Origin of the sequence: Paenibacillus assamensis DSM 18201 (assembly GCF_000422445.1) — a bacterium.
GTDB lineage: Bacteria > Bacillota > Bacilli > Paenibacillales > Paenibacillaceae > Paenibacillus_B > Paenibacillus_B assamensis.
Window position 1 is genome coordinate 518603 of the sequence record NZ_KE383837.1, and the last position, 22419, is coordinate 541021.

Below are 22419 nucleotides of genomic sequence, written 5' to 3' on the forward strand. Positions count from 1 at the left end.
ATTATAGTTCTCCTCTCAACTGAGCCACGAGCTCCGCTTGGCGCGGTACAGCTGGCAAATTGCGTTTATGGTCACGAACCATCTCCAAAAATTCATCGAACAAGTAGCTGCTATCATGAGGTCCTGGTGCTGCTTCTGGATGGTACTGTACAGAGAATGCTGGGAAGCGCTTATGCTTCAACCCTTCAATCGTTTTATCATTGTTGTTAATATGAGTAACTTCAAGCTCCGTGCTTGCAATCGTCTCATCCACTACCGTGTAGCCATGGTTCTGAGAAGTGATGTAGCAGCGGTTTGTTGCAAGCTCTTTTACTGGGTGGTTTCCTCCGCGATGTCCGAACTTCAATCTGCCTGTATCCGCACCGCAAGCCAATGCTAGCAGTTGATGTCCTAGGCAAATACCGAAGATTGGGATTTCTCCAAGCAGCTCTTGAATCATCTTCACCGCATGCGGCACATCTTTCGGGTCCCCCGGTCCGTTGGACAATTGAATCCCATCTGGACGCAAACGACGAATCTCATCAGCCGTTGTATCATGCGGTACGACGATAACGTCGCATCCACGCTGTGTTAGTTCGCGCAAAATCCCACTTTTCGCACCAAAGTCAACCAATACGATGCGCTCTCCGAGTCCTGGGCTTGTGAATTGATTCTTCGTCGAAGTGCGTGCCACTTGGTTGCGCAGCAATGGCGTTGCGCCAAGCATTTCCTGCAATTCTTCCACAGACTTGCTGCCTGTTGCTAAAATGCCCTTCATCGTCCCATAGTGACGCAGCTTACGAGTAAGCATACGAGTATCCACTCCGCTAATACCAACGATGCCGTATTCTTTCAACAAGCGGTCTACTGTATATTCAGCTCTCCAGTTACTAGGAATGGATTCATGACGACGAACAACAAATCCGTGCACATAAGGGCGAATGGATTCGAAATCATCTCTTGTAATTCCATAGTTGCCGATAAGCGGATAAGTCATCGTTACGATTTGACCGCAGTAAGATGGGTCTGACAACAATTCCTGATATCCTGTCATTCCTGTATTAAATACTACCTCACCAACGGACTCACCTTCTGCTCCGAACGCCGGGCCCGTAAATAGAGTTCCATCTTCCAATAATAGTTTTGCTTGCATGCTCGTCACTCCTCGCTCTCCACTCTTATCAACTCAACCGCACTGATTGGCTTTTGTTCAAGCTAATCTATATAAGCTCTACACTTGTTCGCTCCATACAATTCGACCATCTACAATCGTCATCACTGGCCAGCCTTTCAGCTTCCAACCTGTGAATGGTGTGTTGCGTCCTTTAGAAGCAAATGTTTCTGGATTCACTTCACGTTCTGTTTCCAAGTCAATCACTGCGATATCTGCTGGCGCTCCCTCTTCCAAGCGCCCTGTATTTAAGCGGAATACTCGTGCCGGGTCAGCTGTCATACGTTTCACAAGCAATGCCAGCGACCATTTTCCTGTAGCGACAAACTTCGTGTACATAAGCGGGAACGCTGTTTCCAAGCCCACGATGCCAAATGGCGCCAGCTCCATTCCACGAGCTTTTTCTTCCTCACTATGAGGAGCATGGTCCGTTACTAAAATATCAATCGTGCCATCTTCTATCGCTTCAATGCACGCTTCTACATCACGAGGTGAACGTAGCGGCGGATTCATCTTCCAATTTGCATCCAAGCCTGGAATGTCCTCATCTGACAGAATGAGATGATGTGGACATACTTCTGCAGTCACTCTGATGCCAATTTGTTTTGCTTGGCGGATGAGGCGAATCGACTGTTCTGTACTCACATGACACACATGATAGTGAACGCCTGTCGCTTCTGAGAGCAAGATGTCTCGGCCTACATGAATCGCTTCCGATTCATTCGGGATGCCTTTCAATCCATGCTTGCGTGCGAATGCTCCATCTGTTACTGCCGCTCCCTTAACCAAGGTATCGTCCTCACAGTGTGCGATTACTGGCATATCAAGTGCATGAGCACGCGCCATCGCGTCTTTCATCATTTGTGCTGACTGCACACCTACTCCGTCATCCGTGAAGCCAATCACTCCCGCTTCCTTTAAGCCTTCAAAGTCCGTCAATTCACGTCCAAGCTCATTTTTCGTAATCGCTCCATAGGGTAGAACTTTAACGATACCTTCTGACTTCGTCTTGTCGTGGATGAACTGAACCGTTTCCGGAGTATCAATAACTGGCTTCGTGTTCGGCATACACGCTATCGTCGTGAAGCCTCCCTTAGCTGCTGAACGTGTACCTGTAGCAATTGTTTCTTTATGTTCAAAGCCCGGTTCTCTCAAGTGGACATGCATATCGATAAACCCTGGGGATACGAACTTACCTGCTGCATCCACAATTTCCACCTGTTCAGGCAGTTCCACTTCTACGTCTGTTATGCGCGAGATAATGCCATCTTCGATCCAAATGTGCCGTTTTACCAGCTCATCTTGATTATTGAACATTTGTGCATTTGCTAAAATATACATTGTGTTATCCCCTCTCCCGCATCTTGTTTCGTTGGTTGTCCCGTTACCTACTTTGCGTTCCGTTCTATCTTTACTTCCTAATTTAAAGAGCGGCATTTCGTTGTGTGCCGTTGATACCGCTCATCTTACATCTCATTTATTGTTTTGCTTGGTTGTTAACGCTTATCGCAATGCCCGTTCCATAACTGCCATTCGAATTGGCACCCCGTTGGACATTTGGTCAAAAATTTTTGCCTGCGGACATTCAACCACAGCATCATCAATTTCAACGTTGCGATTCACAGGCGCTGGGTGCATTACAATCGCATGCGGCTGCAATTTACTCACTCGTTCAGCTGTCATCCCAAAGGCATCTCGATACTGCGCTGCTGTAGAGAATACGTTCGATTCATGTCGTTCGAACTGCACACGCAGCATCATCACAACATCCGATAGAAGAGCTTCTTCCATTGTAATGTAAGGTGCATCCAAGTCTTTCGCCTTCATGCTTTCCGGCGCACAGAATCGTACATTTGCACCAAACTTGCGCAGCGCCCAGTAGTTGGAGCGAGCGACACGGCTGTGCTCAATATCTCCGACTATCGTTACATTCAGTCCAGATAAGTCACCGAAATGGTTGCGCATCGTGTACATATCCAGCAAAGCTTGTGTTGGATGCTCATTGTTACCATCCCCTGCATTAATTAGAGGCATTTTGACCCGCTCAGCCAACTCAGCCAACATGCCAACTGGCTTCAGTCGAATAACTCCTGCATCAAGTCCCATTGACTCTAAGGTGCGAACCGTATCATAGATGGATTCTCCCTTTTCAACACTAGAAGCTGATGCACTGAAGTTAATGACTTCAGCACCGAGACGACGCTGAGCAACCTCAAAGGAGCAGCGCGTGCGAGTACTGTTTTCGAAGAACATATTCGTCACAATTTTGTGAGCGAATGTTTGGTTCACCTTCAGCACATGATTTTCCCAATACGTCGCGCGGTCCAGAATCGATTGAATTTCTTCGCGACTCAGGTCTTTCAACCCGAGAAGACTTCGTTCCTTCGTTCTGCTCTCCATTTGAGCGGTAGTCATTTGTTATAGCCCCCTGTTGTGAACAATTTTGACTTCATCCATGCCGTCTATTTCGCTGAGTGCTACTTCGATTTCCTCAGAACGTGAAGTCGGAACGTTTTTCCCTACATAATCTGGTCGAATCGGAAGCTCCCGATGACCTCTGTCAGCCAGTACAGCCAGCTGAATCATTTGTGGTCTTCCTTTATCTATAAGAGCGTCCATTGCAGCCCGAATCGTTCTGCCTGTGTATAAGACGTCATCACACAAAATAATTTTTTTATCTTCGATTTGGAAACCGTCATTTGTTGTTAAGCTGCCCATTTCTTTACCTGCATCTTTACGATCATCGCGGTAGTCGGAGATATCTAGTTCTGCTACTGGAATGCTTTCATTCTCGATCGAGAAAATACGCTCTGCAATTCGGTTAGCAAGGTATATTCCTCTCGTTTTGATACCTACCAGTACGCAGTTGTCGATCCCTTTATTTCGCTCCAATATTTCGTGTGCGATTCGCGTCAATGCTCGTCGGATGGCGGCATCATCCATAATAACGTTGTATTCCTTCGTACTCACCATACGTCCTCCTTCATCTTCATCCTGTGTATATAGCTTGCTCCGCTGTAATAAACCTCTATGCTTGCTTAACTTCTTAACCATTCATTATTAGGTCTGTGAAGAAGGTACAAAAAAACTCCTTGCCCATAGGCAAGGAGTTCGTATCAACCATAGTGTTAGAATGATAGCGCTGGAAAGAAGACTGCACAACAAATTACAGTGCTAGTCATCGATGAGTGGTGCATCACACCAATCACTCGACTATCCAATACGCTGAAGAAGTCATGCGCGGCATACTACGTTATGTGTATGCTTCGTTCTGTGCGCAGGCTTCTAGCTGTACAGTAATGGGACTGGGTCTCTCTGGACTCCTACGTCTTCATCTTGTATCAGCTCATTCTAGTTACGAGCGTGACCTTGCCAGTCTCACGGGACTGAATTAAAGGTTCAATATGCGATTACTAGGATTATGACATCCTAGTTCGCAATTGTCAAGGTCACATTCACTTCCATTAAAATACAAACTCTACATCTGTTAAGCGGCGCTTCAAATCAGAAATAACACGTTTTTCTTCTTCCTCACCGTTAGCTTGGAACGTAACGGAGAAACGAATAAAGCGTCCAGCATCATCCCATGGTACTGTGGAAATAAGCTTTTCACGTATCAAATATTGAGAAAAATCTTCGCCCGTTGCAAATGTTGGACCGTTCTTCACACCTTTAGGCGCTTCTACATACAAGAAGAAAGAGCCTTTTGGCTTTTCCGCATGGAAGCCGATCTCATTCAAAGCAGCAACAAGCAAGTTATGACGACGAGAATATTTCTCGGAAATCGCTTCTGTGATTTCTGGATGTGCAAGACCATATGCAGCCGCTTTTTGAATGGCAATGAATTGACCAGAATCGTTGTTGTCTTTCACATCAGAGAAAGCTTTAACGATAAGCGGGTTACCTGCTACAAAGCCAATACGCCATCCTGTCATATTGTAAGACTTGGACAAGGAATGTAGTTCTACACCAACATCCTTCGCTCCTGGAACACTCAAGAAACTAAGCGGCTTCACGCCATCATAAGTCAATGCAGAATACGGAGCATCGTGAACAACGATCACTTCATGCTGCTTCGCCCATGCAACAACTTTCTCGAAAAACTCAACCGTTGCAGCCGCACCAGTTGGATTGTTCGGGTAGTTCAAATACAACAACTTGGCACGCTTGCAAATGTCAGCTGGAATTGCATCAAGATTAGGAAGGAAGTTATTTTCCTTCGTCAACTGTACATTAAATACTTCTCCACCCAAGTACTTAGTATGCGTCCCAAGAACAGGGTAACCAGGTACTGTCATAATTGTGACATCACCAGGATTGATGAAGCAAGAAGGAAGCATAGCAAGCGCAGGCTTAGATCCGATAGAGTGGACAACCTCTGTCTCAGGATCAATGCCTTCTACTTGAAATACGTCTTGAAGATACTTCGCTGCTGCTGCTTTGAATTCTACGATACCATTGTCCGCATAACCACGGTTTTCTGGCTTCGCTGCTTCTTCAGCAAGCTTTGCTACGATGCCAGCATCAGCCATCTCATCAGGCTCACCTACACCCATATCGATAAGCTCTACATCAGGATGAGCTTGCTTCGCTGCTGCTTTAGCGCGTTTAATTTTCTCAAACTTATAAATGTTTGTATCTTTTCCATAATTCTCGCCACCAATGCGATTGGCAAATTGGCCCTGAATATAGGTTTGTTGATAATGTTGAATAGACATAAATGACCTCTCCTTTACCGTAAAACTCGCCTGTTAAAGCACGAATGTATTGCATCCTTACTATGAAGGAAGCATGTCCGAAACACCATGGATGATTCACGCAAACATTTGTACTTCTTGTACAGAGAAATCATTGCCAATCATACAGTATCTACCTATTGCGAATTGATTTCAACAGCTCTTCCATATCTTCTGGTAAAGGTGCCTGGAATTGCAAAGTTTCACCCGATGTCGGATGCACGAATCCTAGTGTCTGTGCGTGAAGTGCTTGCCCATTCATTTTTAATCCTCGTGTACCACGGCTGTACATCGGATCCCCTACTAGTGGATGTCCAATATATTTCATATGAACACGAATTTGATGCGTACGCCCTGTTTCAAGCTGTAGCTCCACCAATGTCGCATCACCGAAACGCTCCAATACTCTGAAGTGAGTAACTGCATGCTTGCTGTTACGTTCAGTGACCGTATACATTTTACGGTCTTGCTCATCACGACCGATAGGTGCATCAATTGTTCCTTGATCATGAGGTATGTTGCCATGAACGAGCGCTATATATTTACGCAGTACGGTATGGGCTTTCAATTGCTCAGCAAGTGATACGTGCGCTTTATCATTTTTCGCGGCCATCAACAATCCTGATGTATCTTTATCAATGCGATGAACGATACCAGGACGCAGTTCGCCATTAATCCCGGACAAATCTTTACAATGATGCATAAGCGCATTTACTACCGTGCCAGATGTGTGACCTGGCGCAGGATGCACAACTAACCCACGAGGTTTGTTAATAACAATGACGTCGCTATCTTCGTAATAAACATCAAGCGGGATATTCTCAGCTACGATATCAACAGATTCTGGCTCTGGCATCGTAAGCTCCACAACATCGCCTGCTGCACATTTGTAATTCGATTTTACCGCAGCTCCATTTACGAGTACGTGTCCATCTTTAATCCACATTTGAATTTGCGTCCGAGAAATATCCATACCTAATGACTCAAGCACTCGCTTATCAAGTCGTTCCTTGGATTGCTCTGCTGTTATCGTCCATGTATACGAATGAAACTCCCCGCCCTTGCCTTCTACTGGCGAGTTCGAGGAGTTAGTGGACGAATCTATCGTTGTTCCATCTAATTCATATTGTTCATTCATTTGAATTTTACCCTTTCTCAACTGATCCTTCAGATCCTTCTTGTTGTTCCAGTAACTTCTTCTCACGTTTTACGGACAAGAAAGCGTCCAGTATGACGAAACCTACACCTACACATATACCAATGTCTGCAATGTTAAAAATCGGGAACGTATAGGAACCAAAGTCGAATTTGAAAAAGTCCACTACCTCACCCGACATGACTCGATCAATAAAGTTTCCAACTGCTCCACCTAATATAAGCCCTAAGCCAAGCTGTAAAATCGCACTATGCTCATGCTTCAATTTTTCCAAGTACCAGATGATTCCGATCAATACAACAATCGTTACAGAAATGAGGAACCAACGCTGGTCTTCCAAAATACTAAAGGCCGCTCCACGGTTACGATGTGAAAACAGTGAAAAGAAACCGTCAATAATCGAGATTTCTTCATAAAGCTCCATACGCGTAGCAACGAGCCACTTTGTTACTTGGTCAAGAACTAGAACGATAATTGCCAGTATATAGTACCACACTGAAACCCGTCACCTCGATTAGCATAATCAATGTTGAAAACAGTTTGACTCGCTCATTGTAACATACCGCCCATAGACCGTCCAATACGAACCAATACGAACCAACCAGTGATTCATTTTCCATGGGGCAACTCCCTGCATTCCGTGCATTCTATAATCAGGATGTCCAGACAGGAAGGAGAATGATCGTGTCACATCTAACTTCAGAACAATTACAGCATCTGAAACGTGAGCTTACAACTGAACAAAATGATCTGCAACAAAGACTGCATCAAAACGATCAATATAATTTGGCAGATTCACTTAAGGAAACGACAGGCGAACTGTCTACCATCGATAATCACCCAGCTGATGTTGCCTCCGAAATTTATGAGCGCGAAAAAGATATTTCTTTATTAGAGCACCATGAAATTCAGCTTGAACGTATTGAAACCGCTTTGAAGCTAATGGAAAAAGGTACGTACGGTATCTGTGTGGTATGCGGTCAACCTATTCCATACGAGCGATTAGAAGCGATACCTTCAACCATGTATTGTGTCAAAGATTGCCCTGAACAGACTATTTCTCATAACCGTCCTGTCGAAGAAGAGTTCCTTACTCCGCCATTTGGTCGCACAAGCTTAGACGAGCGCGAAGAACAGAATGGTTTTGATGGTGAAGATGCTTGGCAGATCGTAGAAGCATGGGGCACTTCTGACAGTCCAGCCATGCATGAGGAATCTGACCTAGATAGTTATGACCGCATCATGATTGAAGCATCGGAAGAAATTGATGGCTGTGTTGAATCTTTCGAAAGCTTTGTCGCAACGGATATAACAGGTAAATTTGTGTCCGTTGTTCGTAATCGACAGTACGCCCGTTATATGAACACAGGCGAAGGCGAGCCTTTGCTTGAGCCAGATAGACACTTATAACATCGAGACCGAGACATCACATTAATACATTTTTGAATCCAATTGATATTGAACGATACGAACGATATCAGCAATAAAGTCTCCTATAAGAGGGAGATTTAAGGCACCAAGCCACTGCAGAACGTAGAGCAACGCGACGGTAACAAATGTGATTCCGATAACAACACCAACACCACGTGCTACACCAGCAACAAAGTTAACCCACAGCAAACGCGGCATACTGAGCATTAACTCTGTATACTCCAGCATTCTGGAGCGCTCAAATTGTAATGCTATTTTTTGCAGCAATGCATGCATGCCTTCAATAATTTCACGGTCAGATTTGTTTTTGTCGTCCAAACATTCTTTCAACTGTTCCATATCAACTTCAGCACGTTCAACCGTACGTTTTCTTTTTTTCATCACTAATTAGGCCTCCTACTCAAACAACAACATCAACAGTCCCTATTCATGAAAAAAGAGCGTCGACAGCTGCGAGAATATTCGCACGGTCGACGCTCCCCTTTATCCGTTAAGCTCAAGGCTTCCGCTCGCACAACTAGTGTGCTCACATGAGCCTATCTTATGCCTGTTACTGAATATGAACGCCAATTGTCTTCGTACCGAGGTCAATGGACTCCATTTGTTCCGCTTGGCCAAATGAAAGCTCAGCCACGAGTACATTGTCACGCAGCGTACCTTCAAAGGCAATGATAGCAGCTTGCAATTCCTCATCGACATGAAGCACGATGTTTACGCGTTTCTCGATCGGCAAATCGAGCTTTTTACGCGTATCTTGAATGGCACGAACAACTTCACGCACCCAGCCTTCTTGCTCAAGCTCAGGTGTAATATCCGTGTTCAATGCTACTGTCATTTTATATCCAGAAGCAGCAGCGAAGCCTTCTTTAGCCTTCTTCTCGATGAGAAGCTCCTCTTCCGTCAATTGCAGAACTTCACCTTCTGCTGTTGTGAATTGGAACTGGCCGCTTTGAACGACTTGGCGCGCTTGCTCTGCACCCATGGAACGCAGCTCATTTTGCAATGGACCCACATGCTTACCGTATTTTTTACCCGCTACTTTCAAGTTCAGCTTCAAGCTGAAATCTACAAATCCGTTATCGCTGTTCTCAATGCGAATTTGCTTCACATTGATTTCGTCTTTAATAACTTCTTCGTAGCCCGCTAGATCGAACTCGCGATCCATCGATACGATAAGCTCGGAAAGCGGCTGACGTGTCTTGATGCTCGTTTCATTACGTACGTTACGAGCCAACTCAACGATTTGACGAGCTGTCTCCATGTCACGCTCAAGATCAGCATCAATGATCGATGCATTCGCTTCTGGATAACCAGCCAAGTGAACACTTTGCTCTGTTCCGCCAAGATTGCCGTAAATATCTTCTGCAACCATTGGAGCGTAAGGTGCAATAAGACGAGAAAGCGTCAATAGCACTTCACGAAGGGTTTGATAAGCAGACAATTTGTCATCTGTCATTTCACTACCCCAGAAGCGATCGCGGGAACGACGGATATACCAGTTGCTCAACTCATCTACATAGCTTTCAATCGCTTTCGCAGGGTTTAGGAAGTCATTCGCTTCCAAACCTTTCGTTACACCTGTAACGAGCGTTTGTAGACGAGACAAAATCCAACGATCCAATTTATTCTCGGAAGTACGAGCTGGATAAGCTTGCGGATCATAGTTATCGATTGTCGCATACAACGCATAGAAAGCATGCGTGTTCACGAGCGTATCAATAACTTTGGACTTCGCTTCTGCCACGATCTGCTTCGAGAAACGCTTGGAGTTCCATGGCGCACTGTCAGACAATAGCGCCCAACGGAATGCATCTGTACCGAACTCATTAATGATCTCCCAAGGATCAATAACGTTACCTTTGGATTTGGACATCTTTTGTCCGTTCTCATCCAAGATATGTCCTGTAGCGATTACGGCTTTGTACGGAGCAACGCCTTTGTATAGTGTCGCAACGGCGAGCAAGCTGTAGAACCAACCGCGTGTCTGATCGATACCTTCGCAGATAATGTCTGCTGGGAATTGCTGTTCGAACTTCTGCTCATCGCCGAATGGATGATGATGCTGTGCAAATGGCATCGAACCGCTATCGAACCATACGTCGATAACTTCAGAGGTACGCTCCATCGTGCCGCCTTCACAGTGAGGGCAATGCAATTTTACTGCATCTACATACGGTTTGTGCAGCTCCAAGTCCTCTGCAATTGGATCAACAGAGCGAGCACGCAAGTCAGCATGGCTCTCAGGCGCGTATTGCTCATCACAAGATGAACATACCCACACGTTAAGCGGAGTTCCCCAATAGCGATTACGGCTAATGTTCCAATCCACCAAGTCTTCCAAGAAATTACCGAAGCGGCCTTCACGGATATGACCAGGGTACCAGTCGACCTTGCTGTTATTTTCAATTAATAATTCTTTAACCGCTGTCGTCTGAATGAACCAAGATTCTGTCGCATAGTAGAGCAAAGGCGACTTACAGCGCCAGCAGAATGGATAGCTGTGCTCGTATTTCTCTTTGCTGAACAGAAGCCCTTTTTCAGACAACATTTTCACGATATCAATATCGCAATCTTTAACGAAGCGACCTGCCATGTCAGTTACTTCTGGTGTATAACGGCCATGTGAATCAACAACGCTGAAGAAGGTAATTCCGTTCTCACGGCATGCACGGTTATCGTCTTCACCATGAGCAGGAGCCATATGAACGATACCTGTACCGCTTGCATCTGTAACAAAGTCAGCACCGACGATGAGATGTCCTTTAGCAGGCTTCACATAGCCAAATGGCGCTTGATAAGTCTTGTTGATAAATTCAGAGCCTTTATGCTCGGATACGATCTCATACTCGCCAGACATTACATTTTCAACAAGATTTTTCGCCATGATGTACACTTCGTCATCTTGCTTCACGCGTACATAGTCCATTGCCGGATTCATTGCGAGCGCGGCATGAGAAGGAAGCGTCCATGGCGTTGTCGTCCATGCAAGGACATAATCACCAGAATCATCAAGCTTGAACTTCACCGTAGCAGACAAGTCTTTTACCGTTTCATAGCCTTGTGCCACTTCATGAGAGCTCAAAGTCGTTTGACAGCAAGGACAGTATGGGCTTACACGGTGACCACGGTACAGCAAACCCTTTTTGTGAATCGTAGATAGAATGTGCCATACACTCTCGATATATTTGTTATCAAGTGTAATGTACGGATTGTCCAAGTCAGTCCAATATGCGATTGCTTCCGTCAATTCACGCCATTTATGCTCATATTCAAATACGCTGTCTTTACATTTTTGAATAAATGCTTCTACACCGTAATTTTCGATTTCTTGCTTACCGGAAATACCTAGCTGCTTCTCTACGCCCAACTCTACAGGAAGACCATGCGTGTCCCAACCCGCTTTACGTTGAACATAGTAGCCTGACATCGTCTTATAGCGGCAAATAAAATCCTTAATAACACGTCCAAGCACATGCCCGATATGAGGTGCACCATTCGCTGTAGGAGGTCCTTCATAAAATACAAAGCTTGGCTTGCCTTGACGATTCTCAATCGTTTGTTTAAATGTATCTTCGCGATTCCACTTCTCCAAGATGCGGAGTTCACGTTCCCTAGCTCGTTCTTTGACGTCTACTTTCTTCATCGTCCTCATCCTTTCTTCTCTATACAGAACCACTGTCGACAGCTAAGTAATACAAGTCTCAGGCCAAAAACACCAAAAAACCCCGTCCCATAAAGGGACGAGGTTGACTCGCGTTACCACCCTTGTTCTATCCGTACAGATGACCTACTCGTCATCGGAGTTAAAGCCGGATAGCACTCTGAAGCATCTTCACCTAGTGCAAAGACGCAGTCGGATAACGGCCGACAGCCGATTAAGCTTACTCTACGTACGTTCAGCTTAATATCTCAGGGATGATGTCCACATGCAGTTCATTCATCGGTTCTCAGCTACCCCGACTCTCTGATGGAATAAACGGTTGCAATGGCGTGTTCCCGTCGCTGATTGTTAATCATCAATTTCGATTATTACTATGTTATATCGTGTTTTGAGCAAAAAGTCAATGCAGCTTACTTGCTGGCTTAACGCAGCAGTCAACTCACCAACTTTGCTTCAAATTAATACTCTTCCCTGCTCACTTCTGCGCGTTCCAACGCTTCCCATCCATCTTGACTAAGCAGTTCAAGCTGCGCTTCTACAAGTGTACGGAATCGAGCACGGTAAATAGAAGCCTGCTTCTTCAGTTCTTCTACTTCCAATGCAATCTTGCGTGACTTGGCAAGTGCATCATTTACAATGCGATCTGCGTTTTTCTCTGCTTCCTTCACGATGAGCTGCGATTCTTTCTTTGCGTTGCTTTTCACATCATCTGCTGCTTCTTGAGCGACAATGATCGTTTTGCTCAACGTTTCTTCAAGATTCGCAAAATGATCAAGCTTGTCTTGCAAGCTTTGAGCATGGTTATGAATTTCTTTATTTTCTTTAATGAGCGCTTCATAATCTTTAATGATCTGATCTAGAAATTCGTTTACTGCATCCTCATCGTAACCGCGAAGCTTACGCGGAAACTCTTTATTATGTATATCCAATGGTGTCAATGGCATAGCATGCACCTCCTTATAAATATCGAACCTATCTTATTGATGTTATGAAATATACGTCCGACAGCTGCGTCGAATCGTAGCCATTCATTGCCTATTTGGTGCATCGGTGAAAGGAAGGAGCAATATGCTCCTTCATGTCTCATACTGTACGTTTATTGATAAGTCCCCACCATCACACGCATGCGCCCCTTCTTAGATACCCCTTCTATTTCAAGCACTTTGAATCGACCAAAGCCTTGTAAAGAGACAACATCACCAACAGCCAACGGAACAGAAGGGTTCTCTTCTACTTTCCAATTCACTTTACAACGTCCATTTTTGATCGGGACTGTTACTTTCGCACGACTTAAACGAAATACATCGCTCACAATTCCATCCAATCGCATGGAAGCAACCGATATCGTAAATGGCTTCCACTCTTGCCCAATGACACGCAATTCGGTAAGAGGAAGTAAATCTGTTAATACCGGCACGCGATGAACCTGCCTCAAGTGGGTGTCTAAAAAGGAAGCGATATCAGCGGTAACCAGTACATGAGCACCAGCATCACTCGTATGAATATCACCAATTTTATCTCGTTTAATGCCAAGCCCGAGCAATGCTCCCAAATAGTCACCATGCTCCAACTCACTCAACCGTTGATCAGATGAGGAGATAGAAAGTACAGTCATGTCCGTAGGCTCAGCCTCGACATAGACATATTCAGGTGCAATGATTGCCCGACATCGCTCAGCACCTTCATATCCTCCGTCAATACGCAGCACTACATCATCTCTGCGATTCACTAACGATTGGACAATATAGGCCTGTCTTGGGTCAAGAAAGTCCGTTAAGCGGACTTCATGACGATCTGCTGCTCGTGTAATCCATTCTGACGCGCGATCTACGAATGGCCGCTCATCAGGATGAAAATGAACTTTAATCTGATCACTCATCGTTCAGCTGTCCTACAAAATATATGTGATTACAGTAATCAAACCGATTTTTACAAATTCCAATACGAACAATGCCACAATCGGAGAAATATCGAGCACTCCACCGATCGGCGGAATGATACGACGGAAAATAGACAAATAAGGCTCAACGATCTTGCCTATAATTTCACCGATAAAGCTCGATCTTACATTCGGTACCCAAGACATAAGAACGTAAATAATAACGAGCCACCAATAAATCTGAAACAAATAATGCACGTACTCAACTATAGTTAGTTCTAATGACGACAAATTAAGCTCACCTCGATTGCTTGTATTCCATATCCTCAGCGAACATTTCTGCGATGGAGCCTTGAATCTCTACATTTTCAGGTACACAGAGAAAAATATTGCTCCCCAGCTTAGAAATGTTGCCACTTAAAGCATACACTGTTCCGCTCAAAAAATCGATAATTCGGAGTGCCTGATCGGTCCGAACACGTTGTAAATTAATGACAACAGATCGTCTTGAGCGAAGATGATCCGCAATTTCTTGAGCTTCGTCATACGAACGCGGCTCGCACAATACTACCTTGGATCCCTTTTGCGAATGAATGCTGACGACATTCGAAGCCTTTGCCTTTCTAGGTTCAAATGTCGGAGCCTCTATTTCCTGCTCATATTCCTCAGCGTGCTCTTCTCTATCACGGTCACGATCGCGATCACGGTCAGCATAATCGTACTCATCGTCCTGCACACTGAACATATTTAATATCCGGTTCATAACTCCCATACTAATCCCCTTCCTGCCCAACTAGGATGGAACCGAGTCGAACCCATGATGCACCTTCTTCGATAGCAACCTCGAAATCGTTAGACATCCCCATGGACAAATGCTGTAATGGTATACTGCGTGTCTCATTTAATTCGTTGCGCAATTGGCGCAAGCTGCGAAATACAGGGCGTGTCTCTTCTGGTTCTGCTTCATACGGAGCCATCGTCATTAAGCCGATCGGTTCGATATGTGGATATTGACTTAGCTTATCCAGAAATGGTTTAACCTCATTCGGAGCGAGACCATGCTTGGATTGTTCTCCCGATACATTCACTTGTATAAAGCAGCGTACCGTTATATCCAACGCTTGTGCCTGCTTCTCTATCGCTTCCGCCAAGGACACACGATCCAACGAGTGGATATAATCAAATTTACCCACTAGATCCTTTGCTTTCTTCGATTGCAAGCTTCCTATAAAGTGCCAGCTAGCCTCATTACGGAACTCATTCCATTTCGATTCGGCATGATGCCACCGATTCTCGCCAATATGTGTTAATCCGGCACGGATAACGCGACCTGTCATGTCCAGCGATACATACTTCGTCACCGCCACAACATGAACATCCTCACGTCGTCTCCCGCTGCGCTCACAAGCAGCTGCAATCCGACGCTCTACTTCTTCCATGCGCTGCAGTAATGTCATAGTTTCATCCCTTCTTCCAGCCAATCCAACTTGCCATGCGTCCCGTCCCTCCGCCTTCTACGCGGTGAGAATAAAATAATTGTGTATGACAACCGGTACACCATGTAGTACATTCGATATGACTGCTTAAAATTCCTGCTTGAATCAACAATTGTCGATTGATTTCACGCAAATCCAGCATAGCTCGTCCTTCATTTGTCGGCTTCAGCGCAGCATTTGCTTCTCTCGGCAAACTAGGCAGCATTTGCTGTATAGGATGTATTACCCGTTCATCGACTTCATAACAACACGCACCGATGGAAGGTCCAATTGCAGCTCGAATATTAGTTAGTTCGGAACCATATGTACGCTGCATCGCTTCTATCGTACGTTCAGCAATTTTGCCAACTGTCCCTTTCCATCCAGCATGCGCAACACCAATCGCACGGGTCACTGGATCGACAAATAAGAGCGGCACACAATCAGCGTAGAAAGAGGTAAGCCATATACCAGATTCATTGGTTATGAGTGCATCCGAATCTGGTATCGCATCTTCACGCTCCAGTCTTCCCTTTCCCTTATCTGCTGCCTTTACTACATATACGTCTTGCCCATGCACTTGCTCCGCACAGGTCCAAGCTTCAAATGGCATATTAACAACCGATGCCAGTCTTTTTCGATTTTCCACAACATGATTAGGATCATCCTGAACGTGCAGGGCACAATTTAATGAATCCCGGCCACCTTGGCTCACTCCGCCAATCCTCGTCGTAAAGCCTGCAGTCAACTCAGGCATTTCGGATATCCATGTTTTCAACTCCAGAACGGCAGGATCTCCTGTTTCTAGACCCTGATAAGTGTCAACATCTGTTGTCTCTGCTGTATGTTGTCTATGTTTGAACTGAAAAGGTTCCATCATCTCACCTCTTCGATACAGTGTAACATACTATGAAGGGCCACGTCTCATATCAAGATGTGCATGCTCTGCACATCTAAGCGCACCTACGATCGGAAAGTTACTGCCTGACTATCAGACTCATCTGCTTTTTGCAGTTGATGCTGTTCCAATTTTACGAGCACAACATCTGCACCTATTTTTACAATGTTGCGCCATGGGATAACTAGTTCATTGCCACTGCCAAACAATCCGAACAACTTGCTATAATTCGGTACAACGATGGCATCAATTCGCCCCTGCTTCAGATCAAGCTCTAGATCGCTAATTTGTCCAAGTTTCTTGCCGTCCACAATATTGATAACATCCTTTGTTTGGAAGTCTGAAATTTTCATTACTGTCACATCCCATCTGTTAAGTTCCGTTATGCTAGTATATGTGCCACATGAGCAAAATGCCCTATTGCTCGCACATAACTTGTGCAAATGATAAGAAATAAGGGATGCCGATATTATATTCAAAATAAAATAGGAAAAGCCGCTCCAGGCCCTTTATGAGACCGAAGCGGCTTTTATAAATCTAGCCACACTATTCAATTATGGATTACGTACGAACGTGCTTCTGCATCTGGTTGATAGCAGATTTCTCAAGTCGAGATACTTGAGCTTGTGAAATGCCGATTTCATCTGCTACTTCCATTTGTGTCTTGCCTTCAAAGAAACGCATGGAGAGAATCATTTTCTCTCGTTCATTCAGCTTGCGCATCGCTTCTCTAAGTGCGATTTCTTCAATCCAAGATACATCTTTATTTTTATCATCACTGATTTGATCCATCACATAGATAGGATCACCACCATCGTGGTATATCGGCTCAAATAAAGAAACTGGATCTTGGATCGCATCCAATGCAAATACGACATCTTCTTTTGGGACATTAAGGGCCTCTGAAATTTCATTGATCGTCGGTTCACGCGCATTCATATTCGTTAACGAGTCACGGACTTGCAATGCCTTGTAAGCAATATCCCGCAAGCTTCTGGATACGCGAATCGGATTGTTGTCACGCAAGTAACGCCTGATCTCTCCAATTATCATCGGTACGGCATAAGTGGAGAACTTTACATTTTGACCGAGATCAAAGTTATCGATGGCTTTCATCAGGCCGATGCATCCCACTTGGAACAAATCATCAACAAACTCGCCCCGATTGTTGAAGCGTTGTATCACGCTCAATACCAACCGCAAGTTACCGTTGACCAGCTTTTCCCGAGCCAATAGCTCGTTACGCTGTTGCAGAGCCACGAACAATTCTCTCATTTCGGCATTCGTAAGCACGGGCAACTTAGATGTATCTACACCGCAAATTTCGACTTTGTTACGGGTCATTCGCGACTACCTCCCAAGGAGAAACATTAATGTACATTATCTCCTTGAGGTGCTTTTTTATTCCTGAAAATGTATCTCAACATCCAAGTCGGCATATTCAAATTTTATACCATTTTGTTGAATTCTTTACGTAAACGCTTTATAATCCGCTTTTCTAAACGCGATATGTAGGACTGCGAAATACCGAGAAGATCAGCAACATCTTTTTGTGTCTTCTCTTCTCCGTCTGACAATCCGAATCTCAATTCCATAATGAGACGCTCACGGTCACTAAGTTTGTCCAACGCTTTATGCAGCAATTTACGATCTACTTGATCTTCAATATTTTTATATATCGTATCGTTCTCCGTGCCAAGCACATCAGACAACAGCAACTCATTGCCATCCCAATCAATATTCAGCGGCTCATCGAAAGATACTTCTGTTCGCGTCTTGCTGTTACGACGCAAATACATTAATATTTCATTTTCAATACAGCGTGAAGCATACGTCGCCAGCTTAATTTTTTTCTCAGGGTCAAATGTGTTTACCGCTTTAATTAAGCCAATAGCGCCAATGGATACGAGATCTTCAATATGAATCCCTGTGTTTTCAAATTTACGGGCAATGTAGACGACAAGACGCAAATTACGCTCAATGAGCATCGCTCGAATAGCTGAATCTCCACTAGACAGCCGCCCCAGCAAATACTCCTCTTCTTCACGCGTTAATGGCGGGGGAAGTGCTTCACTGCCACCAATATAATAAACATCAGCTCGCTTGAGACCTAAAAATAATAACAGTCGGTACATGTTAATTTTGACGAGCATTTTCCACTTTAATCGCATTGCATTTCCCCCTTTATCCTCATAGGATAGGATGTATAAAATATGTTCATCTAGACTGTAACCTACAGCTAGGAAGCCTTATGAGTTGATTCGACCTCACTCATCCCTGCAGTTGGCTGGAGCAGGGATTCTTCTAACAACTCAGGATGAATAATGGCTTGAAAACGACGTTCCTGAGAGAGATTTTCTCCTTCTAATCCAATCACGACTTTCTTCGTCATATAACAACGCTCACCATGCTTCAATCGAATATAATCTGGACGGAAACCAAGCATCCAACTATTGGACTGGTTTACTGCACGATAGGGAAGCAGCCTCATCCGACTCTCATCAAATATACTTTCATGAGGTCGATCGCTGTCAGTAAATCCACCCATCCTCTCCATAACACTCCCACTCTTCACAATTTCCTTCCAATGAAGCGGTAGAACATCCTCCCACAGCGATACATCCATTACGATAACAGGAGTACCTGATAACGGCTCCTTCAGTCCATTGCCCGTATCAATAAGTCCCGTACAGGTACGCGTAATTGAACCAATAACTACCTCCAACTCCACACTGTACGATTCGTGATGAACTTGCTGCTTGCGTTCGCCCCAAGCTAATTTATAGATGAGCAATGCAAATACAAGTCCAAACACAACGATTGCACCGCCAGTAGGCAAGTCTTGTCTAGAGGCCCAATCCGCAGCAGCAGCAAACATCGTCCAACTGGAAGCGTCCTTCCATAAATATTGAATGCCAAATGCGCCGCCAGCAATGACAAAAGCATGAAAATAGAACGCACCTAAATTTCGTACCAAATTGCCAAAAGATTGATATCCAAATGCAGTAACGAGCATACATATAGATAAAAGTACTTTTCCACCTATCGTTACGAGAAACGGTACCGTCGGAAAAAATAGTACTCCCGCATAGACCGTTCCAAGAGCAGCAGCCCCCAACATACGAAAGGTAGAGGCTCGTATGCTGCGCATGCGGGCTGTCAGCGCAAGCAAGGTCCAATCCAGTATGAAATTCGTGACAAGAATAATGTCAGCGTATATGACGGTCAACGCACTCCCTCCTTACTGTCCCGCCATCAGTCAAGTAAGTTAGTTTAAGTATAAATAGAGGGTTATCCGAAGTCTGTCTAATGTTGGTTGTGGGAAAGCCACTTTTTTTGTCGAGCTTCAGGTGTAATTATTGGGGGAAATCGATATAGACGTTAGAAGTACGTACTTGTAGAGGATGATTTGGTTTAGACAACAAAGAAGCCCAGTGTCTGGATACACTGGGCTTCTTCCTATCATCATAGCATTACCTTATCTCATAGTAAGCTTGACGCTTATTCATTGTTGTTACGGGAGCGATTACGCAAGAAAGTTGGGATATCAAGCTGATCTCCCGTCGGTTGGTTACCAAACGGACGCAAGGAAGCAGAACGAACGTCTTGTGCTTCTTGAGCAGTTGGTGTAGAAGGTCTACGAATCGGTGCTGCTGTAGGAGTTGGTCGATGCTCAAATCCTGTCGCAATTACCGTTACTTTGATATCATCCTTCATATTCTCATCAATGATCGCACCAAAGATCATGTTTACTTCTGGATCAGATGCTTCTGTAACGATCTCTGCAGCTTCATTTACTTCATACAAAGATAAATTCGTGCCGCCTGTAATATTCATAATGACACCACGCGCACCATCGATAGAAGTTTCTAGCAAAGGACTCATAATCGCTTTGCGAGCTGCTTCCGTTGCACGACTTTCACCATTCGCAATTCCGATACCCATAAGAGCGGAACCACGCTCAGTCATAATCGTTTTGACGTCAGCAAAGTCAAGGTTGATAAGACCTGGTACAGCGATCAAGTCAGAAATACCTTGTACAGCTTGAAGTAGAACGTTGTCAGCTTGACGGAATGCTTCCATCATTGGCGTCTTCTTATCCACGATCTCTAGCAAACGGTCATTTGGAATAACGATAAGTGTATCTACTTTTTCTTTGAGAGCTTCGATACCAAGATCAGCATGCGTAGAACGCTTGCGACCTTCAAATGTGAACGGGCGAGTTACAACACCAACTGTAAGCGCACCACATTCTTTAGCGATCTCAGCAATAACTGGCGCAGCACCTGTACCTGTACCGCCACCCATTCCAGCCGTGACAAATACCATGTCAGCGCCTTTGAGTGTGTTCATAATAAGCTCGCGGGATTCTTCCGCTGCTTTCTTTCCTACCTCAGGGTTTGCACCTGCACCTAGACCACGAGTTAGCTTGTCCCCAATCTGAAGCTTGTGCTCAGACTTTGCATAGTGAAGAGCTTGTGCATCCGTATTAACGGTAATAAATTCAACGCCCTTTACACCGTTGTCGATCATTCGGTTCACAGCATTGCTGCCGCCTCCCCCAACACCGATAACTTTAATTTGGGCTAGATGTTCCATTTCAAATTCAAATTCCAACATGAGTCCTCCATCTCCCCTTCATTGTGCATGGACGGCATGAAGTCAATTACTTAGGATTATTTTAATTAGATAAATTCACTGAACATATTCTTCATTCGTTCAATAAATCCTGGTTTGTTTGCCGTCTCCGCAGGAGCCGCCTTGCGCGGGGATGCTTTCTTAGCTCCACCACTGTTGTTGCTGCGCGGGCGAATCGAGCGCATTACATGGTGCAGAACACCTACACCACTTACGAATCCAGGATCTCTTACTCCAATAAAATCAGGTATAGCGATACGTACTGATGTTTGAAGCTCTGCTTGCGCTGCTTTCAATACACCAGGCATTGAAACGGTACCGCCCGATAAAATATAACCACCTGGGAGATCTTCGAATCCTAGTCTTTTCACTTCATTCTTGACCAAATGGAAAATTTCCTGCACACGTGGTTCGATGATATTCGCCAAAAATACTTGGTTAAATTCTTTCTCCACGTTGCTGCCGATACGTGTTACTTTGAAAGTTGTGTCTTCCAACGCTTCATCAATCCAAGCGCACCCGAATTTCAACTTCACCTTCTCGGCTTGGTCAGACATCGTACGCAATCCGTAAGCAATGTCATTCGTTACAAAGTCTCCACCAATTGGAAGCGTGGATGTAGCAGTCAACGTACCTTCCTGGAATACAGAAATCGTTGTTGCGCCAGCACCTACGTCCACAAGTACAGAGCCCATAACTTTTTCATCCTTGGATAATGCCAACTGTCCACCTGACAATGGCATTAACACGAGATCTTTAACATGCAAGCCCGCTTTTTCTACACATCTTAGCAGGTTATGTATCGCGGTCTTTGCACCCGTTACAATCGTAGCATCTACTTCAAGGCGAACGCCAATCATACCACGAGGATCGTGGATGTCATGGAGCCCATCTACTACATACTGTTTAGCAACTACGTCAATAATTTCCCGCTCTGGAGGCAAAGCAATTACTTCAGCAGCCTTCAGAACACGTACTATATCTTCTTCACCGATTTCACGATCTTCATTGGACACCGCCACTACACCGTGACTAGATTGCAGCCCGATATGATTACCAGTTATTCCAACATACACTTCCGATATTTCAATACCGACCATGCGCTCTGCATGTTCGATCGCATTGCGAATCGAGTGCACAGTTTGATCAATATCTACAATCGCACCTTTGCGAATTCCCTCAGATTCAGCTGAACCGACGCCAATGATTTGCAGCGTTCCGTTGTTAATTTCGCCGATGATAGCGCGTACTTTGGATGTACCGATGTCCAAACTCACAATGATGTCATTGCTGCTCAAGCCGTGGCACCTCCCATTTCAAGTCAATTGTTGTATTTCCCAGATTATTATACACTCTATTCAACGCCAACAAGTCATTCCCTCTTTTTTCTACAAT

General features: G+C 44.7%; 23 protein-coding genes and 1 other annotated feature. Of the genes, 1 reads left to right on the plus strand and 22 read right to left on the minus strand.

Annotation, left to right across the window (positions count from 1 at the left end):
• Position 1: 1 nt before the first annotated feature.
• From carA to H580_RS26430, 8 genes are all read right to left on the minus strand, one after another.
• The gene (gene carA, locus H580_RS0116735; RefSeq protein ID WP_028595797.1) at positions 2–1132 is read right to left on the minus strand and encodes a glutamine-hydrolyzing carbamoyl-phosphate synthase small subunit; all 1131 of its coding nucleotides are present in this window, start codon (positions 1130–1132) and stop codon (positions 2–4) included.
• 78 nt (positions 1133–1210) lie between these two features.
• Positions 1211–2491: a dihydroorotase gene (locus tag H580_RS0116740; protein WP_028595798.1), complete on the minus strand. Its 1281-nt coding sequence runs from the start codon at positions 2489–2491 to the stop codon at positions 1211–1213.
• A 162-nt stretch (positions 2492–2653) separates the two neighbouring features.
• Positions 2654–3565, minus strand: coding sequence for an aspartate carbamoyltransferase catalytic subunit (locus tag H580_RS0116745; RefSeq protein ID WP_028595799.1), 912 nt, complete (start codon positions 3563–3565; stop codon positions 2654–2656).
• A 3-nt stretch (positions 3566–3568) separates the two neighbouring features.
• Complete coding sequence (gene pyrR, locus H580_RS0116750) at positions 3569–4123, minus strand: bifunctional pyr operon transcriptional regulator/uracil phosphoribosyltransferase PyrR (RefSeq protein ID WP_036605487.1); 555 nt, start codon at positions 4121–4123, stop codon at positions 3569–3571.
• 491 nt (positions 4124–4614) lie between these two features.
• Positions 4615–5868 carry an LL-diaminopimelate aminotransferase gene (locus H580_RS0116755; RefSeq protein WP_028595801.1) on the minus strand — a complete coding sequence of 418 codons (1254 nt, stop codon included), beginning with the start codon at positions 5866–5868 and terminating at the stop codon, positions 4615–4617.
• 151 nt (positions 5869–6019) lie between these two features.
• On the minus strand, positions 6020–7024 hold the full coding sequence (locus H580_RS0116760; RefSeq protein WP_028595802.1) for an RluA family pseudouridine synthase: 1005 nt from the start codon (positions 7022–7024) through the stop codon (positions 6020–6022).
• A 7-nt stretch (positions 7025–7031) separates the two neighbouring features.
• A complete protein-coding gene (gene lspA / locus H580_RS0116765) occupies positions 7032–7538 on the minus strand; it encodes a signal peptidase II (protein ID WP_028595803.1) in 507 nt (168 codons plus the stop codon).
• Entirely contained in the window at positions 7498–7662 is a 165-nt protein-coding gene (locus tag H580_RS26430) for a hypothetical protein (protein ID WP_169449380.1), read from the minus strand. The genes lspA and H580_RS26430 overlap by 41 nt, the downstream gene beginning before the upstream one ends.
• Positions 7663–7726: 64 nt before the next feature.
• On the opposite strand from H580_RS26430, the gene H580_RS0116770 reads away from it, so the two are divergent.
• Entirely contained in the window at positions 7727–8452 is a 726-nt protein-coding gene (locus tag H580_RS0116770) for a TraR/DksA C4-type zinc finger protein (protein WP_028595804.1), read from the plus strand.
• A gap of 21 nt (positions 8453–8473) precedes the next feature.
• Here the strand turns inward: H580_RS0116770 and H580_RS0116775 are convergent, their stop codons facing one another.
• The 14 genes from H580_RS0116775 to ftsA all read right to left on the minus strand — a co-directional run bounded on the left by H580_RS0116775 (position 8474) and on the right by ftsA (position 22322).
• Positions 8474–8854: a DUF5665 domain-containing protein gene (locus H580_RS0116775; protein WP_028595805.1), complete on the minus strand. Its 381-nt coding sequence runs from the start codon at positions 8852–8854 to the stop codon at positions 8474–8476.
• A gap of 169 nt (positions 8855–9023) precedes the next feature.
• A complete protein-coding gene (ileS, locus tag H580_RS0116780) occupies positions 9024–12116 on the minus strand; it encodes an isoleucine--tRNA ligase (protein WP_028595806.1) in 3093 nt (1030 codons plus the stop codon).
• A 90-nt stretch (positions 12117–12206) separates the two neighbouring features.
• Positions 12207–12485 (minus strand) — a binding site (T-box leader).
• A gap of 107 nt (positions 12486–12592) precedes the next feature.
• On the minus strand, positions 12593–13078 hold the full coding sequence (locus H580_RS0116785; protein WP_028595807.1) for a DivIVA domain-containing protein: 486 nt from the start codon (positions 13076–13078) through the stop codon (positions 12593–12595).
• 152 nt (positions 13079–13230) lie between these two features.
• Positions 13231–14013 (minus strand): YlmH family RNA-binding protein, encoded by a 783-nt coding sequence (locus tag H580_RS0116790; protein ID WP_028595808.1) that lies wholly within the window; start codon positions 14011–14013, stop codon positions 13231–13233.
• Positions 14014–14025: 12 nt separating this feature from the next.
• Positions 14026–14304, minus strand: coding sequence for a YggT family protein (locus H580_RS0116795; protein ID WP_036605384.1), 279 nt, complete (start codon positions 14302–14304; stop codon positions 14026–14028).
• Between the two features lie 7 nt (positions 14305–14311).
• On the minus strand, positions 14312–14785 hold the full coding sequence (locus H580_RS0116800; protein WP_028595810.1) for a cell division protein SepF: 474 nt from the start codon (positions 14783–14785) through the stop codon (positions 14312–14314).
• Position 14786: 1 nt separating this feature from the next.
• The gene (locus tag H580_RS0116805) at positions 14787–15470 is read right to left on the minus strand and encodes a YggS family pyridoxal phosphate-dependent enzyme (protein WP_028595811.1); all 684 of its coding nucleotides are present in this window, start codon (positions 15468–15470) and stop codon (positions 14787–14789) included.
• Between the two features lie 4 nt (positions 15471–15474).
• The gene (pgeF, locus tag H580_RS24615) at positions 15475–16365 is read right to left on the minus strand and encodes a peptidoglycan editing factor PgeF (protein WP_084509303.1); all 891 of its coding nucleotides are present in this window, start codon (positions 16363–16365) and stop codon (positions 15475–15477) included.
• 86 nt (positions 16366–16451) lie between these two features.
• Positions 16452–16739 carry a YlmC/YmxH family sporulation protein gene (locus H580_RS0116815; RefSeq protein WP_028595812.1) on the minus strand — a complete coding sequence of 96 codons (288 nt, stop codon included), beginning with the start codon at positions 16737–16739 and terminating at the stop codon, positions 16452–16454.
• A 208-nt stretch (positions 16740–16947) separates the two neighbouring features.
• Positions 16948–17730 (minus strand): RNA polymerase sporulation sigma factor SigG, encoded by a 783-nt coding sequence (gene sigG, locus H580_RS0116820; protein ID WP_028595813.1) that lies wholly within the window; start codon positions 17728–17730, stop codon positions 16948–16950.
• Between the two features lie 104 nt (positions 17731–17834).
• Positions 17835–18557 (minus strand): RNA polymerase sporulation sigma factor SigE, encoded by a 723-nt coding sequence (sigE, locus tag H580_RS0116825; protein WP_028595814.1) that lies wholly within the window; start codon positions 18555–18557, stop codon positions 17835–17837.
• A gap of 68 nt (positions 18558–18625) precedes the next feature.
• On the minus strand, positions 18626–19615 hold the full coding sequence (spoIIGA, locus tag H580_RS0116830) for a sigma-E processing peptidase SpoIIGA (RefSeq protein WP_028595815.1): 990 nt from the start codon (positions 19613–19615) through the stop codon (positions 18626–18628).
• A 272-nt stretch (positions 19616–19887) separates the two neighbouring features.
• Complete coding sequence (gene ftsZ / locus H580_RS0116835; protein WP_028595816.1) at positions 19888–21006, minus strand: cell division protein FtsZ; 1119 nt, start codon at positions 21004–21006, stop codon at positions 19888–19890.
• A 65-nt stretch (positions 21007–21071) separates the two neighbouring features.
• Positions 21072–22322 carry a cell division protein FtsA gene (gene ftsA / locus H580_RS0116840; RefSeq protein ID WP_028595817.1) on the minus strand — a complete coding sequence of 417 codons (1251 nt, stop codon included), beginning with the start codon at positions 22320–22322 and terminating at the stop codon, positions 21072–21074.
• Positions 22323–22419: the final 97 nt, after the last annotated feature.

What these genes read in the sequence shown, in the direction of transcription:
- H580_RS0116755 (WP_028595801.1), bottom strand. Translation starts at nt 5,868, where the DNA reads ATGTCTATTCAACATTATCAACAAACCTATATTCAGGGCCAATTTGCC.
- H580_RS0116805 (WP_028595811.1), bottom strand. Translation starts at nt 15,470, where the DNA reads ATGACATTACTGCAGCGCATGGAAGAAGTAGAGCGTCGGATTGCAGCT.
- pgeF (WP_084509303.1), bottom strand. Translation starts at nt 16,365, where the DNA reads ATGGAACCTTTTCAGTTCAAACATAGACAACATACAGCAGAGACAACA.
- sigE (WP_028595814.1), bottom strand. Translation starts at nt 18,557, where the DNA reads ATGCGATTAAAGTGGAAAATGCTCGTCAAAATTAACATGTACCGACTG.
- H580_RS0116815 (WP_028595812.1), bottom strand. Translation starts at nt 16,739, where the DNA reads ATGAAAATTTCAGACTTCCAAACAAAGGATGTTATCAATATTGTGGAC.
- ileS (WP_028595806.1), bottom strand. Translation starts at nt 12,116, where the DNA reads ATGAAGAAAGTAGACGTCAAAGAACGAGCTAGGGAACGTGAACTCCGC.
- H580_RS0116760 (WP_028595802.1), bottom strand. Translation starts at nt 7,024, where the DNA reads ATGAATGAACAATATGAATTAGATGGAACAACGATAGATTCGTCCACT.
- H580_RS0116745 (WP_028595799.1), bottom strand. Translation starts at nt 3,565, where the DNA reads ATGACTACCGCTCAAATGGAGAGCAGAACGAAGGAACGAAGTCTTCTC.
- H580_RS0116740 (WP_028595798.1), bottom strand. Translation starts at nt 2,491, where the DNA reads ATGTATATTTTAGCAAATGCACAAATGTTCAATAATCAAGATGAGCTG.
- carA (WP_028595797.1), bottom strand. Translation starts at nt 1,132, where the DNA reads ATGCAAGCAAAACTATTATTGGAAGATGGAACTCTATTTACGGGCCCG.
- H580_RS0116800 (WP_028595810.1), bottom strand. Translation starts at nt 14,785, where the DNA reads ATGGGAGTTATGAACCGGATATTAAATATGTTCAGTGTGCAGGACGAT.
- pyrR (WP_036605487.1), bottom strand. Translation starts at nt 4,123, where the DNA reads ATGGTGAGTACGAAGGAATACAACGTTATTATGGATGATGCCGCCATC.
- H580_RS0116785 (WP_028595807.1), bottom strand. Translation starts at nt 13,078, where the DNA reads ATGCCATTGACACCATTGGATATACATAATAAAGAGTTTCCGCGTAAG.
- sigG (WP_028595813.1), bottom strand. Translation starts at nt 17,730, where the DNA reads ATGACCCGTAACAAAGTCGAAATTTGCGGTGTAGATACATCTAAGTTG.
- H580_RS26430 (WP_169449380.1), bottom strand. Translation starts at nt 7,662, where the DNA reads ATGGAAAATGAATCACTGGTTGGTTCGTATTGGTTCGTATTGGACGGT.
- H580_RS0116775 (WP_028595805.1), bottom strand. Translation starts at nt 8,854, where the DNA reads ATGAAAAAAAGAAAACGTACGGTTGAACGTGCTGAAGTTGATATGGAA.
- H580_RS0116790 (WP_028595808.1), bottom strand. Translation starts at nt 14,013, where the DNA reads ATGAGTGATCAGATTAAAGTTCATTTTCATCCTGATGAGCGGCCATTC.
- ftsZ (WP_028595816.1), bottom strand. Translation starts at nt 21,006, where the DNA reads ATGTTGGAATTTGAATTTGAAATGGAACATCTAGCCCAAATTAAAGTT.